Origin of the sequence: Azospirillum sp. HJ39, from assembly GCF_041507355.1 — a bacterium.
Taxonomy (GTDB): domain Bacteria; phylum Pseudomonadota; class Alphaproteobacteria; order Azospirillales; family Azospirillaceae; genus Azospirillum; species Azospirillum thiophilum.
In genome coordinates this window covers 1,656,873-1,670,627 of the sequence record NZ_CP167911.1, presented here as the reverse complement: position 1 = coordinate 1,670,627, position 13,755 = coordinate 1,656,873, and the positions used below count along the sequence as shown (strand labels likewise).

Below are 13,755 nucleotides of genomic sequence, written 5' to 3'. Positions count from 1 at the left end.
CGGTGCCGTCCCGCAAACCGTCCATCGGCAAACCGTCCATCAGGCTCGCCGTCTTCGATTTCGACGGTACGCTTGCCGACTCGTTTCCCTGGTTCATGGCGGTGCTGAACGGCGTCGCCGACCGCTACGGCTTCGACCGGGTGCGGGCGGAGGAGGTGGAGCGGCTGCGCGGCTACGACGCCCGGCAGATCATACGGCACCTGCGGGTTCCCGGCTGGAAATTGCCGTTCATTGCCGGCCACATGCGGCGGCTGATGGCGCGCGACATCGACGGCATCCGGCCGTTCGACGGAGTGCCGGAGATGCTGCGGGCGCTGGACGGGCGCGGCGTCACCATCGCCATCGTCAGCTCCAACTCGGTCTCCAATGTCCGGCGGGTGCTGGGGCCGGAGGCGGCGGGGCTGGTCGCCCACTACGGTTGCGGGTCGTCGCTGTTCGGCAAGGCCGCCAAGTTCCGCCGGATGCTGCGGCTGACCGGCATCCCGGCGGTGCGGGCCATCGGCATCGGCGACGAGGTGCGCGACATCGACGCGGCCCGCGCCGTCGGCATCGGCTGCGCGGCGGTTACCTGGGGCTATGCGCGGGCCGATGCGCTGGCGGCGCGCAACCCCGACCGGCTGTTGACCCGTGTCGAGGACATCGCCGGGCTGTTCGGCGGCTGAACGGGGCGGCTGAACGGGGCGCCCGGGAGGGCCGTTCCTTTTCCCTCTTCGCAGCCGGCGCCGCGACGGACTAGAGTGCGGCCATGGTGCAACTCGACAACGACTGCTTCGCCTTCGGCGGGCCGATGATGGCGCTGGATCCGGCGCTGGCGCTGCTGGCCGGCCGGATCGCCGCGGTGACGGCGACCGGGACGGTGCCGCTGACCGGTGCGCTGGGCCGCGTGCTGGCCGCCGATCTGGTGGCACCCTTCAACGTGCCGCCGCACGACAATGCCGCGGTGGACGGCTATGCGGTCGCCTTCGACGACCTCGCCGACGGCGGGCCGACGATCCTGCCGGTCACGGCGCGGGTCGCCGCCGGCCGGTCGCTCGGCCGCCCGGCGGTGCGGGGGGAGGCGGTGCGCATCTTCACCGGCGCGCCAATGCCCGCCGGGATGGACACCGTCTTCATGCAGGAGGACTGCCGGAGCGACGGTGCTTCAGTCACCCTGCCGGCCGGCATCCGGCGCGGGGTGAACCGCCGGCTGGCCGGGGAGGACGTCCGCGAGGGTTCCATCGTGCTGACCGCCGGGCGCCGCCTGCGGCCGGAGGACATCGCGCTGGCGGCCTCGCTCGGCCATGCGGCGCTGGCGGTGCGCGAGCGCCTGCGCGTCGCCGTCTTCTCCACCGGCGACGAGCTGCGGCAGCCGGGGCAGCCGCTGGAGCCCGGCGCCGTCTATGACGCCAACCGCTTTGCCCTGGTCGCGCTGCTGACCCGGCTGGGCTGCGCCGTCACCGACCTCGGCATCCTGCCCGACCGGTTCGAGACGATCCGCGACGCTCTGGCGTGGGCGGCGGCGGACCATGACGCGATCATCACCTCCGGCGGCATGTCGACCGGGGAGGAGGACCACGTCAAGCCGGCGGTCGAGGCCAATGGACGGCTCGATTTCTGGCGGCTGGCGATCAAGCCCGGCCGTCCGGTGGCGCTGGGCCGCGTGCGCGACGCCGTCTTCGTCGGGCTGCCCGGCAACCCGGTGGCGGTGGTGGTGACCTTCCTGCGCATCGCCCGGCCGATCCTGCTGCGGCTGATGGGCGCATTGGAGGAGGCGCCGCGGCCGGTCCCGGTCCGCGCCGGCTTCGCCCACAAGAAGAAAGCCGGCCGGCGCGAGTTCCTGCGCGGGTCGCTGAGGCGCGACGGGGACGGCGCGCTGGTCGCTTCCAAATACCCGCGCGACGGGGCGGGCGTCCTGTCGTCGCTGGTCGACTCCGAGGGGCTGATCGAACTGCCGGAGGATCTGGCCCAGGTCGAGCCCGGCATGACCGTCGATTTCCTGCCCTTCAAAGAATTCCTGTAGCAGAGGTCGCGTGATGAAGATTCTCTATTTCGCCTGGCTGCGCAGCAAGATCGGCGTGCCGACCGAGACGGTCGAGCTGCCGGCCGGGGTCGACACGGTGGGCGCGCTGGTCGACTGGCTGAAGACCCGCAGCCCCCGCCATGCCGACGCGCTGGCGAACAGCAAGGTGGTCAAGGTGGCGGTCAACCAGGAGCATGTGCCCTACGACCATCCGATCTCCGCGACCGACGAGATCGCGCTGTTCCCGCCGGTGACGGGGGGCTGAGACCATGACGATCCGCGTGCAGGCCGGGGATTTCGACGTCGGCGCCGAATATGCCGCCTTCACCGCCGGCCGCACCGGCGTCGGCGGCGTGACGATGTTCGTCGGGCTGGTGCGCGACATCGCCGGCGGCGAGGCGGTCAGCGCGATGACGCTGGAGCATTATCCCGGCATGACCGAACGGCAGCTGGAGGCGATCGAGGAGGAGGCGCGGCGGCGCTGGCCGCTGGACGACGTGCTGGTGATCCATCGCCATGGCCGGCTGGAGCCGGGCGACCGCATCGTCATGGTCGCCACCGCGTCGGCCCACCGTGATGCCGCCTTCGACTCCTGCCGCTTCCTGATCGACTGGCTGAAGACGAAGGCGCCCTTCTGGAAGCTGGAAGCGACGCCCGACGGCGACCGCTGGGTCGAGGCGAAGGACAGCGACGATGCGGCGGCGGCGAGGTGGGCGGAGTAGGGCTGCGCCGCCGTCCGGTTCCGGCCGTGCCCTCATCGGGCGTGGCCGGCTTTGCCCTCAGGCATGGCCGGCTTCGCCTGACAGCATGGAGACGCTGACCCCGAGCTTGCCGATGGCGCGTTCCCATTTGGCGTCGAGGTCGGTGTCGAACAGCAGCTTCTCGTCGCAGGGGACGTTCAGCCAGCCGTTGGCCTGGAATTCGGCGTCGAGCTGGCCCGGCCCCCAGCCGGCATAGCCGAGCAGGAGCAGGGTGCGGCGCGGGCCGCGGTCCTCGGAAATGGCGCGCAGGATGTCGATGGTCGCGGTCAGAGCCACCTCGTCATCCACCACCAGCGTCCCGTCGCGCACATAGTCGGTGGAGTGCAGGACGAAGCCGCGGCCCGATTCGACCGGGCCGCCGTAATGGACCGGCAGGTTGTTGGACGGCTGCGGGATGTTCATGTCGAGCTGTTCCAGCAGATCCTCGAAGGTGATCGAGCCGAACAGCCGGTTCACCACCAGCCCCATCGCGCCATCCTCGCTGTGCGCGCAGACATAGATGACCGTGCGCTGGAAACGCGGATCCTCCATTCCCGGCATGGCGATCAGCAGCTGGCCGGTCAGCGATTCCGAGGCCTTGGAGACCGGAGACTTGGTCAGGCGCGGCATGGGCGAGTATCCTTGTCGTCGGTCCGGTGCGGATGCCCGCCTCCGTCCCTACGGTCGGTTGTGGTTGGCGCTCTGGCGACGCTTTTGCCGGAGTGTGACAGCACCGGCCGAGCTTTGTCACCTGGATATGAGCTATCATATAGGGTGCCGGGGACGCGGATGCGCCCCTTCCAGGGATAGAGAACAGTGCGCGCGATGAAAAGACATGCCTCCGTCCTTCTGCTGCTGCTGACCGTCCTGGCCGGCGGCGCGAGCCCCGCCCTGGCGCAGGATGGCGTCGGTGCCTGGACCAAGGCCGGGCCGGTGGAGGCGCGGCTGGTCTCAGCGGTGCGCGGCACCGGCGAACTGGCGGCGCTGCCGCTCGGGCTGGAACTGCGGCTGGAGCCGGGATGGAAGACCTATTGGCGCTCCCCCGGCGATGCCGGATTCGCGCCGCGCCTGGACTGGAGCCGGTCGGCCAACCTGACCGGGGCGACCCTGTCCTATCCGGCGCCGCACCGCTTTTCCGTGCTGGGATTCGAGACGGCCGGCTATGACGGCGCGGTGCTGTTCCCGCTGCAGGGCGTGCCGGCCGCGGCGGGCAAGCCGGTCGATCTGGCGCTGACCGCGGAACTGCTGGTCTGTTCGGAGATCTGCGTGCCGCAGACGCTCGATCTGGCGCTGGCGCTGCCGGCCGGACCGGCGGATCCGTCGGACGCCGCGAACGACATCGCCCGCGCCCAGGCCCTGGTGCCGAAGGGGCCGAACGGGCTGCTGCGGATCGACGCGGTGCGGGCGTCGGGCGGCACGCTGGAGGTCGAGGCGACCGCCGCCGACGGCTTCGTCACGCCGGACCTGTTCGTCGAGACCGATCCGCCGCTGACCTTCTCCGCTCCCAAGACCGTCTTTTCCGACGACGACCGCCATGTCCGGCTGACCCTGACGGTGAACGATCCACAGCCGGGCCTGGATCTGGCAGGCCGCGCGCTGACGCTGACCCTAGTCGACGGCGACAAGGCGGTGGAGGCGCCGGCAACGGCATCCCCGGCGGCCGGCAGCGGTGCGGCGGTTCCCGCCGGTGCCGGGTTGGCGGCGATGCTCGGTGTGGCGCTTCTGGGCGGGCTGATCCTGAACCTGATGCCCTGCGTGCTGCCGGTGCTGTCGCTGAAGCTGATGTCGGTGGTCAAGCATGGCGGCCGCGCCCCGGCCGCGGTGCGGGCCGGTTTCTTGGCCAGCGCCGCCGGCATCCTCGCCTCCTTCCTGCTGATGGCGTCGGTGCTGGTCGGGGTGAAGGCGGCCGGCGGGGCGGTCGGCTGGGGCATCCAGTTCCAGCAGCCGCTGTTCCTGGTCTTCATGGTCGTGCTTGTCACTTTGTTCTCGGCCAACCTGTGGGGCCTGTTCGAGGTTCCGCTGCCGCGGTCGCTGGCCGACCGTCTGGGAGGCGAGGGGCTGGCCGGGCCGTTCGCCACCGGCATGTTCGCCACGCTGCTGGCGACCCCCTGTTCGGCGCCCTTCCTGGGCACGGCGGTCGGATTCGCGCTGTCGAAGGGGCCGGTCGAGGTCTATGCGATCTTCGCGGCGCTGGGCGTCGGGCTGGCCCTGCCCTATCTGGCGGTGGCGGCGTGGCCGCGGGTCGCCGGCTGGCTGCCGCGGCCGGGACGCTGGATGGCGACGCTGAAGACCGTGCTTGGCGTCGCGCTGATGCTGACGGCGCTGTGGCTGCTGTCGGTGCTGACGGTGCAGATCGGCGAGGTGGCGGCCGCGACGGTCGGGCTGCTGATGGCGGCGCTGGTGCTGGCGTTGTGGATCGGGCGGAGCGCAAGCGGTGCGGCGCGCAGGGCCGGGCCGGTCCTGGCCGGCGCGCTGGCCGTCGCCGCCTTCGCCATGCCGGCGGTCGTCGGTCCGCCCGCCGGGGCGGCTCCGGTGGTGGATGCGTCGAAGGCGCGCTGGGTGCCGTTCGTCGAAGCGACGATCCGCGAGCATGTCGCCGCCGGGCGCACCGTCTTCGTCGATGTGACCGCCGACTGGTGCATCACCTGCCAGGCGAACAAGAAGCTGGTGCTGAACCGTGGCGAGGTGGCGGCGCGGATGGAGGATTCGGCGCTGGTCCCGATGCGCGCCGACTGGACCCGCCCGGATGCGGCCATCGCCAAGTTCCTGGCCGACCATGGCCGCTACGGCATCCCCTTCAACATCGTCTACGGCCCCGGCGCGCCGGAGGGCATCGCCCTGCCGGAACTGCTGAGCGACGGCGCGGTGCTGGAGGCCCTGGACAAGGCGGCCGGGAAGGCGGCTGGCAAGGCAGTGAGTGGGGCGTCCTGACCGGCGATCCGGCCCGGCCAGGCACGGCCCGGTGCGGTTTGGGGGAAAAGGCCTATGGCCGTTCCGGCTATTCTGCGCTAACAGGGCGCCTCCGGGAGCCCCTCCCGCGCGACGAGGACGATGATGGACGATCAGATGAACTGCCCGCAGTGCAACTCCGAGCATGCCTACAGTGACGGAAGCCTGTGGAACTGCCCGGAATGCGGCCACGAGTGGAATCCCGAAGCCGCCGGTGCGGCCGGGACGGAGGCTGCGGCCGACCAGGGCGTGCGCGATGCCAACGGCAACATGCTGAGCGATGGCGACAGCGTGACGGTGATCAAGGATCTGAAGGTCAAGGGATCGTCGCTGGTGGTCAAGGGTGGGACCAAGGTGAAGAACATCCGTCTGGTGGACGGGGCCGACGGCCACAACATCGCCTGCAAGATCGACGGCATCGGCGCCATGAACCTGAAGTCGGAATTCGTGAAGAAGGCCTGACCCGTTCGCCGGGGCCAACCGTATGGGGCACCAACCGTGCCTTGCGGCCATTCGCCGCGGGGGATAGAAGGGTGAGAGGGCCGGGCTCCGCGACGGGGGCCGGCCCGACCCAAAAGACAGCCCCCAAAAAACGGGAAGGGTTAGAGACGATGAGCATCCAGGTTGGCGATACCATTCCGTCCGTCACGCTGAAGCGGCTGACCGACAACGGCATGCAGGAAGTGACCACGGACGAGCTGTTCAAGGGCAAGAAGGTCGTCCTGTTCTCCGTCCCCGGCGCCTTCACCCCGACCTGCTCGGCCAAGCACCTGCCGGGCTTCGTCCAGCAGGCCGACGCGCTGAAGGCCAAGGGCGTCGACAGCATCATCTGCCTCGCCGTCAACGATCCGTTCGTGATGCGCGCCTGGGGCGAGAAGGGCGGCGTCGGCGACAAGGTCGTCATGCTGCCGGACGGCAACGCCACCTTCACCGCGGCGCTCGGCCTGACCATGGACGGCTCCGCCCACGGCCTGGGCACCCGCGGCCAGCGCTTCGCCCTGGTGGCGGAGGACGGCAAGGTCACCCATGTCGCCGTCGAGGCCCCCGGCAAGTTCGAGGTGTCGTCGGCCGAAGCGGTGCTCGAGCAGGTTTGAGGCCAGCTCTTTCCCTCTCCCGTTCCGGCGGGAGAGGGAAATCTGTCAGCTCCGCGCCCGCACGTCGGCCACGCCGCGCCGCGCCAACTCGTCGGCGCGTTCGTTCTCGGGGTGGCCGGCATGGCCGCGGACCCAGTGGAATTCGATCTCGTGCTGTTTCTTCGCCTCTTCCAGGCGCTGCCACAGGTCGACGTTCTTCACCGGTTTGCGGTCGGCGGTCAGCCAGCCCTTGGCCTTCCAGCCATGGATCCATTTGGTGATGCCGTTCTTCACATATTCGCTGTCGGTGAACAGCCGGACGGTGACCGGCTTCTTCAACGCCTCCAGCGCCATGATGGCGGCCATCAGTTCCATGCGGTTGTTGGTGGTCGCCGGCTCGCCGCCATACAGCTCCTTCTCCACCTCGCCATAGCGCAGGATGGCGCCCCAGCCGCCGGGGCCGGGATTGCCGCTGCAGGCGCCGTCGGTGAAGATGTCCACCGTTCGGCGGTCGGGCATGTCGTCCGTCATCGGGTCAGGCTCCGGCCGCGTCTGAATCGTCGAGGAAATAGTCGCCGAGCCCGCGCACCGTCTGGTGGAAGCGCAGCTTGCGCAGATACTCCAGCGGATCCTTCGGCCGGACGAAGGCGCCCGGCGGATGGTTCAGCCAGTCATAGAGGCGGGTCAGCAGGAAGCGCATCGCGCTGCCGCGGCACAGCCAGGGCAGGGCGTCCAGCTCGGCCCGCGACAGCGGCCGGACCTTGCGGTAGTTGGACAGCAGCAGCCGCGCCTTGGTGGCGTTGAACGACCCGTCGATCTCGAAGCACCAGGCGTTGATGCAGATCGCCACGTCGTAGGCCAGGAAGTCGTTGCAGGCAAAATAGAAATCGATCAGGCCGGACAGGCTGTCGCCGCGGAAGAAGACATTGTCCGGGAACAGGTCGGCATGGATGACGCCCGCCGGCAGGCCGGCAGGCCAGTTGGCCTCCAGCGCCGCGAGTTCGGTTTCCAGCGTCGCGCGCAGGCCGGGCGCCACCTCGTCGGCACGGGGTGCCGACCTGGCGAAGAGATCCTTCCAACCGGGCAGGGCCAGCGCGTTCGGCCGCTCCATGCGGAAATCGCCGACCGCCAGATGCAGGCGGGCCAGCGCCTCGCCAAGCTGGGCGCAATGCTGCGGCGTGATGCGGCGCGGCCACATGCCGGCCAGGAAGGTGACGATCACCGCCGGGCGGCCGCACAGCTCGCGCAGCGCCACGCCGTCGCGCGCCGCCACCGGCAGCGGACAGGCGATGCCCTTCTCCGCCAGATGCTCCATCAGGCCGAGGAAAAAGGGCAGATCCTCCTTGCGCGTGCGCTTCTCGTAGAGGGTCAGGATGTAGGGACCGCGTTCGGTCACCAGCAGGAAGTTGGAATTCTCCACCCCCTCCGCGATGCCCTTGCACGACAGCACCGCGCCCAGATCGTACTGGGCGGCGAAGCTGCTGAGATCCTCGTCGGTGACTTCGGTATAAACGGCCATGATGTCCTGCGCCTTACCGGGATTCTGTCCGGCGGTCAATTTCGGGGGTGATCGGCTCGTAATATTCCGGGCCGAACCCGGCCAGCCGGCGGCTGGCGACGTTGAAGGGGCGCTTCAGCCCGCCGCGGAAATGGCGGCCGACCAGCTCCTGCCACAGCGCCACCGGCTCCGCCCCGCGTTCGGCGCAGAGATGGACGAACCAGCGGCGGCCGGCGGCGACATGGCCGATCTCCTCGTCATGGATGGTCTGGAGCAGGTCGGCGCTCTCCCCGTCGCCGAAGTCGCGCAGGCGGCGCACGGTATCGGGGGTGACGTCGAGCCCGCGTGCCTCCAGCACCATCGGCACCACCGCCAGCCGGGCGGCGAGGTCGTGCGCGGTTTCCGTCGCCGCCTGCCACAGCCCGTCATGGGCGGGCAGCTCGCCGTAGGAGGAGCCCAGTGCGTTCAGCCGGGTCTCCAGCATGCGGAAATGGCGAGCCTCGTCGTCGGCGACCTGGACCCAGTCGTCGGTGAAGCCCCTGGGCAGGCCGAGCGGGGCGAAGCGGGCGACGATGTCCCAGGCGAGGTCGATGGCGTTCAGCTCGATATGGGCCAGGGCGTGCAGCAGGGCGATGCGGTTCTGCGCGCTGCCGCCGCGGCCGCGCTTGGGCATGTCGCGCGGCAGCTTCAGCTCGGGCCGGTCGGGCCGGGCCGGGCGGGCGGGGGGCGGGGCGGGCACGTCGGGCGCCAGCAGGCCGTCGCGCCACGCGGCGGCGAAGTCCTGGGTCAGGCGCACCTTCTCCAGCGGCGCCGCGGCGGTCAGCACCGCGGTCGCCGCCTCGCCGAGGCAGGAAACGGCAGGCGTCATTTCCAGCCGTAGGCCACGAAGTTCGGGTTCAGGATGTCGGACTTGCCGTAGACCAGCGGTGTTCCGTCCGGCTGCTCAACCCGGCCGCCGGCACCGATCAGCACGGCATGGCCGGCGGCGGTGTCCCATTCGCTGGTCGGACCGAAGCGGGGATAGAGGTCGGCCTTGCCGCTGGCGACCGTGCAGAATTTCAGCGAGCTGCCGCAGGACACCCGGTCCTTGACGGTGTATTTGGCGAGGAAGTCCTCCAGCACCGACCCGCTGCCGTGCGAGCGGCTGGCGACGACGGTAAGCCCATCGGCCGGCGGATTGCGGACGCCGATGGCGTGGTCGTGCCGCCCCTCCGCGCAATGAATGGCAGTGCCGGGGCCGGCGGCGGCATAGAGGTCGCCGGTGGCCGGCGCATAGACGACGCCCAGCACCGGGACGCCATTCTCGATCAGGGCGATGTTCACCGTGAACTCGCCGTTGCGCGAGATGAACTCCTTGGTGCCGTCGAGCGGATCGACCAGCCAGAACCGGCCGCCGGAGATGTCCGGCCGATGGCCGGCCGCCGCAGCCTCCTCCGCCACCACCGGCACGCCGGGCGTCAGGTGGTGCAGCGCCGGCAGGATCACCGCTTCGGCGGCATGGTCGGCCTGCGTCACCGGGCTGCCGTCGACCTTGGTGGCGACGTCGATGCCATCGTTGTAGAAGCGCAGGATGACCTGACCGGCCTCGTGGGCGATGGTGCGGACCGTCGGCAGCAGGCTCGCCACAGCGGCGTCGGGCATGGGGTCGTCTCCTATGGTATGAGGAGTCAGCATATCGTGCCCGATGGCGGGCCGGAAGCTTTTGAACGGGTGTGGAAGGGAGAAGGCGGATGACGGGTGAGCTTCGTGATGCGCGATGGCGTGCCATGACCGCGGCCGACCTGGACCGGGTGCTCGCCATCGCGGACATCGTGCATCCGGACTATCCGGAGGACCGCGCCGTCTTCGAGGAGCGTCTGGCGCTCTATCCCGCCGGCTGCCGTGTGGCCGAATGCCGCGGGGAGGCGATCGGCTACGGCGTGATGCATCCTGGGCGGCTGGGCGTCCCGCCGCCGCTCGACTCGCCGCTGGGGGATGTGCCGGCGGATGCAGACTGCCTCTACCTGCACGACATCGCGTTGCTCCCCGCGGCCCGCGGCAGCGGGGCGGGGGCGGCGGTGCTGGCCTACGCCCACGGGCTTGCGGCGCGGGAGGGTTGGCGGTGGCTGGCCCTGACCTCGACGCCGACGGCACGGAGCTATTGGGACCGTGCGGGGTTCACGCCCTACCGCGACGGCGGCGCGGCGCTGGCGGCCAAGCTGGCGAGCTATGGCGGCGGCATGAGCTACATGACCGCGGCGGTTATGCCCGGATGATGCCCCCGGAGACGCCTCAGGCCACCAGCCCGGCGAAGTCCGGCTCACTCACCACCGTCCGGAAAGCCGGTCTGGCGAACAGATAGCCCTGCATCAGGGTGACGCCCAGGTCGCGCAGGGTCTTCGCCTCGTCCGCTGTTTCGATGCCCTCGGCGATGGGAATGATGCCGAGGTCGTCGCACACCGTCAGGATCGCCTTGACGATGCTGCGGCGGGCGCGGTCGGCGTCGATGTTGCGGGTCAGCGCCATGTCCAGCTTGATGATGTCGGGCTGGAATTCGGCGAGCAGGTTGAGGCCGGAATAGCCGGAGCCGAAATCGTCGATGGCGGTCAGGAAACCTTGACGCTTGTATTCGGTGAAGATGCTTTTCAGATGGTCATGGTCGACCACCCGCTCGTTCTCCGTCACTTCGAAGATGATGCGGTCGGTGGGAAAGCCGGTGCGGCGGGCGGCGGCGAGCGTCGCCCGGATGCAGGTCTCCGCCTTGTAGACGGCGTTGGGCAGGAAGTTGATCGACAGGCGGGCACCGTCCATCGGCAGGCTCGCCGCCAGTTCGATGGCCTTGATCCGGCAGGACTGGTCGAAGGCATAGCGGTTGGCGTCGGTCACCTGTCCCAGTACCCAGCCGGCGCCCTGGCCTTCGGTTCCGCGCACCAGCGCCTCATGCGCCCACACGCCGCCGGCCGCGATGTCGACGATGGGCTGGAAGGCCATCGTGAAGTCCATATCCAGCCGTTCGGCACATTGTCCGCCACACCCACCGTCACCGAACGCCATCACCTTGCCTCTGTCCACTAGGATCGTTGTCTTCAGATAATAATGACATGCACTGGTTTAATCCGACGGAGGTGAGGCAAATGCCACACCTTCGGGCTAGGTCTTTCCCCTATGCCACCATCCGGCTCTCGGCAGCGCGGATCGCCGTCCACACCGCCTCGGGCGTCGCAGGCATGTCGATGTGGGTGATGCCGAGGTCCGACAGCGCATCGACCACCGCGTTGATGATGGCCGGCGGCGCCCCGATGGCCCCGGCCTCGCCGGCACCCTTCATCCCCAGCATGTTGGTGGTGCTGGGCACGCTGTTCAGCTTCACCTCGATCGGTGGCATGTCGACCGCGCGCGGCATCTGGTAGTCCATGAAGGATGCCGTCAGCAGTTGCCCGCTGTCGGGATCGAACACCACGCGTTCCTGAAGCGCCTGCCCCAGCCCCTGGGCGACGCCGCCATGGATCTGGCCGATCACCAGCATCGGGTTGATCACCGTGCCGAAATCGTCGACGACGCTGTAGCGCAGCACCTCGACCACGCCGGTGGCGGGATCGACCTCCACCTCGGCGACGTGGCAGCCGTTGGGGAAGGTGCTGGCCGGCGGCGTCCAGCGCGCCATTTCCGAGAAGGCGATGCCACCGGTCCCGCTTTCCGCAGCCTTGGCGGCGACCTCCTTCAGCGTCACTGCGCGGTCGGTTCCGACGACGGCGAAGCGTCCGTCGGCGAACTCGATGTCGATTTCGGCGGTTTCCAGCAGGTCGGCGGCGACGGTCGTCGCGGCCTTCACCACCTTGGCCGCCCCCTCCGCCAGCGCCGAGCCGCCGACCGGGACGGAGCGGGAACCGCCGGTGCCCGATCCCCAGCTGACGCGGTCGGTGTCGCCCTGGACCACCTCGACATCCTCCGGCGGCACCCCCAGCCGGTCGGCGAGGATCTGCTTGTAGGCAGTCTCGTGGCCCTGGCCGTTGGTCTGGGTGCCGATCATCAGCACGACCTTGCCGTCGCCGTTGACCTGGACGGTTGCCTGCTCCGGCCCGCCGCCCGAACAGGCCTCGATGTAGGTGGCAAGCCCGGCGCCGCGCAGCTTGCCGCGGGCCTTCGCCGCCGCCTTGCGGGCCGGCAGTCCGGCCATGTCGGACAGCAGCAGGCCGTCCTCCAGATTCTGCGCGAATTCGCCGGTGTCGTAGACCTGCCCCATCGGCGTGGCGTAGGGCATGGCGGTCGGCGGGATGAAGTTGCGCCGCCGGATCTCCGCCGGGCCGAGCCCGGTGACGCGGCCGGCATGGTCGATCAGCCGTTCCAGCAGATAGGCTGCCTCCGGCCGGCCGGCGCCGCGATAGGCGTCCACCGGCTGGGTGTTGGTGAAGACGCCCTTCACCCGCACATAGACCGCGGGCGTCCGGTAGGATCCGACCAGCATCGCCGATCCGGCATCGGTCGGGATGAAGGGGCCGTAGTTTGACAGGTAGGCGCCCAGGTTGGCGACGGTATCGACCCGCAGCCCGAGGAAACGGCCATCGGCATCGAGCGCCAGGCGGGCCTTGCTGACATGGTCGCGGCCATGGTCGTCGCTGATGAAGCCCTCGATGCGGTCGGCGGCCCATTTGACGGCGCGGTTCAGCCGTCGGGCGGCGAACAGGCAGGCGACATATTCCGGGTAATTGAACAGCTTCATGCCGAAGCCGCCGCCGACGTCGGTGGTCAGCACGCGGATGCGCTCCTCCGGCTCGTTCAGCATCTTGGCGAACTGCTTCTGCAGTCCGTGGACGCCCTGGCTGGTCACATAGATCAGCAGGCGGCCGGGAGCGCCATCCGCACCGGATTCGACGCCGGCGAGGCAGGCGCGGCCCTCCATCGGGTTGGCGACGACGCGGTTGTTGACCAGCTCCAGTTCGACCACGCGGTGGGCGGCGGTGAGGGCCGCATCCACCGCGGCCTCGTCGCCGGTGTCCCAGTCGAAGCAGAGATTGTCCGGCGCCTCGTCCCACACCAGCGGGCGGCCGGGCTCCAGCGCCGCAAGCGTGCCGGTGACGGGCTCGCGGTCCTGGTAATCGACCATGACCAGTTCGGCGGCCTCGCGCGCCGCTTCCAGCGTCTCGGCCACCACCATGGCGACCGGGTCGCCGACATGGCGGACGAAGCCGCGCGCCAGCACCGGGCGCGGGGTGCGGACATAGCGCGAGCCGTCGCGCTGCTTCAGCGCCGCCTGGCAGGGGATCATGCCGACAGTCTCGGCATCGAGGTCGGCGACGGTGTAGACCGCCAGCACGCCGGGCTGGGCGAGCGCGTCCGACGCATCGACCGATCCGATGGCGGCGAAGGCGTGCGGGGAACGGACGAAGGCCGCATAGGCCTGGCCTGGCAGCGACACGTCGTCGGTGTAACGGCCGCTGCCGGTCAGCAGCCGGGCGTCTTCGGTGCGCGGAACCGCCTGTCCGATGCCGAACTTCATGGGTGAACTCCCGCCTTCCG

15 protein-coding genes are annotated in these 13,755 nt (G+C 69.9%); 8 read left to right on the top strand and 7 right to left on the bottom strand.

Annotated elements, in window-relative coordinates; all coding sequences use genetic code 11:
* Positions 1-2: 2 nt before the first annotated feature.
* The 4 genes from ABMY26_RS21155 (at position 3) to moaE (ending at position 2,721) form a co-directional block, all read left to right on the top strand.
* Positions 3-662 carry an HAD hydrolase-like protein gene (locus ABMY26_RS21155; protein WP_372396630.1) on the top strand — a complete coding sequence of 220 codons (660 nt, stop codon included), beginning with the start codon at positions 3-5 and terminating at the stop codon, positions 660-662.
* Between the two features lie 83 nt (positions 663-745).
* The gene (glp, locus tag ABMY26_RS21150) at positions 746-1,999 is read left to right on the top strand and encodes a gephyrin-like molybdotransferase Glp (protein WP_372396629.1); all 1,254 of its coding nucleotides are present in this window, start codon (positions 746-748) and stop codon (positions 1,997-1,999) included.
* A gap of 13 nt (positions 2,000-2,012) precedes the next feature.
* The gene (gene moaD, locus ABMY26_RS21145; protein WP_372396628.1) at positions 2,013-2,264 is read left to right on the top strand and encodes a molybdopterin converting factor subunit 1; all 252 of its coding nucleotides are present in this window, start codon (positions 2,013-2,015) and stop codon (positions 2,262-2,264) included.
* A 4-nt stretch (positions 2,265-2,268) separates the two neighbouring features.
* Positions 2,269-2,721, top strand: coding sequence for a molybdopterin synthase catalytic subunit MoaE (moaE, locus tag ABMY26_RS21140; RefSeq protein WP_372396627.1), 453 nt, complete (start codon positions 2,269-2,271; stop codon positions 2,719-2,721).
* A 57-nt stretch (positions 2,722-2,778) separates the two neighbouring features.
* Here moaE and ABMY26_RS21135 read toward each other — a convergent pair whose 3' ends face one another.
* Complete coding sequence (locus ABMY26_RS21135; protein ID WP_372396626.1) at positions 2,779-3,369, bottom strand: YqgE/AlgH family protein; 591 nt, start codon at positions 3,367-3,369, stop codon at positions 2,779-2,781.
* Positions 3,370-3,564: 195 nt separating this feature from the next.
* Between ABMY26_RS21135 and ABMY26_RS21130 the strand changes: the two genes are divergently transcribed.
* From ABMY26_RS21130 to ABMY26_RS21120, 3 genes are all read left to right on the top strand, one after another.
* Positions 3,565-5,670 carry a protein-disulfide reductase DsbD family protein gene (locus ABMY26_RS21130; protein ID WP_372396625.1) on the top strand — a complete coding sequence of 702 codons (2,106 nt, stop codon included), beginning with the start codon at positions 3,565-3,567 and terminating at the stop codon, positions 5,668-5,670.
* A 123-nt stretch (positions 5,671-5,793) separates the two neighbouring features.
* Positions 5,794-6,150: a zinc ribbon domain-containing protein YjdM gene (locus ABMY26_RS21125; protein WP_372399046.1), complete on the top strand. Its 357-nt coding sequence runs from the start codon at positions 5,794-5,796 to the stop codon at positions 6,148-6,150.
* Positions 6,151-6,299: 149 nt separating this feature from the next.
* On the top strand, positions 6,300-6,782 hold the full coding sequence (locus ABMY26_RS21120) for a peroxiredoxin (RefSeq protein ID WP_045580070.1): 483 nt from the start codon (positions 6,300-6,302) through the stop codon (positions 6,780-6,782).
* A gap of 45 nt (positions 6,783-6,827) precedes the next feature.
* Here the strand turns inward: ABMY26_RS21120 and rnhA are convergent, their stop codons facing one another.
* The 4 genes from rnhA to cysQ are packed head-to-tail and all read right to left on the bottom strand — an operon-like array spanning position 6,828 to position 9,900.
* Positions 6,828-7,292 carry a ribonuclease HI gene (gene rnhA, locus ABMY26_RS21115; protein ID WP_372396624.1) on the bottom strand — a complete coding sequence of 155 codons (465 nt, stop codon included), beginning with the start codon at positions 7,290-7,292 and terminating at the stop codon, positions 6,828-6,830.
* A gap of 4 nt (positions 7,293-7,296) precedes the next feature.
* Positions 7,297-8,280 carry a homoserine kinase gene (locus ABMY26_RS21110; protein WP_372396623.1) on the bottom strand — a complete coding sequence of 328 codons (984 nt, stop codon included), beginning with the start codon at positions 8,278-8,280 and terminating at the stop codon, positions 7,297-7,299.
* Positions 8,281-8,293: 13 nt separating this feature from the next.
* A complete protein-coding gene (locus tag ABMY26_RS21105; RefSeq protein ID WP_372396622.1) occupies positions 8,294-9,127 on the bottom strand; it encodes a ferritin-like domain-containing protein in 834 nt (277 codons plus the stop codon).
* Positions 9,124-9,900: a 3'(2'),5'-bisphosphate nucleotidase CysQ gene (gene cysQ / locus ABMY26_RS21100; RefSeq protein ID WP_372396621.1), complete on the bottom strand. Its 777-nt coding sequence runs from the start codon at positions 9,898-9,900 to the stop codon at positions 9,124-9,126. Before cysQ ends, ABMY26_RS21105 begins: the two co-directional genes overlap by 4 nt.
* A gap of 125 nt (positions 9,901-10,025) precedes the next feature.
* Between cysQ and ABMY26_RS21095 the strand changes: the two genes are divergently transcribed.
* Positions 10,026-10,514 carry a GNAT family N-acetyltransferase gene (locus ABMY26_RS21095; RefSeq protein ID WP_372396620.1) on the top strand — a complete coding sequence of 163 codons (489 nt, stop codon included), beginning with the start codon at positions 10,026-10,028 and terminating at the stop codon, positions 10,512-10,514.
* A 16-nt stretch (positions 10,515-10,530) separates the two neighbouring features.
* Here the strand turns inward: ABMY26_RS21095 and ABMY26_RS21090 are convergent, their stop codons facing one another.
* Complete coding sequence (locus tag ABMY26_RS21090) at positions 10,531-11,229, bottom strand: EAL domain-containing protein (RefSeq protein ID WP_372396619.1); 699 nt, start codon at positions 11,227-11,229, stop codon at positions 10,531-10,533.
* A 172-nt stretch (positions 11,230-11,401) separates the two neighbouring features.
* A complete protein-coding gene (locus ABMY26_RS21085) occupies positions 11,402-13,735 on the bottom strand; it encodes a xanthine dehydrogenase family protein molybdopterin-binding subunit (RefSeq protein WP_372396618.1) in 2,334 nt (777 codons plus the stop codon).
* Between the last annotated feature and the right edge of the window lie 20 nt (positions 13,736-13,755).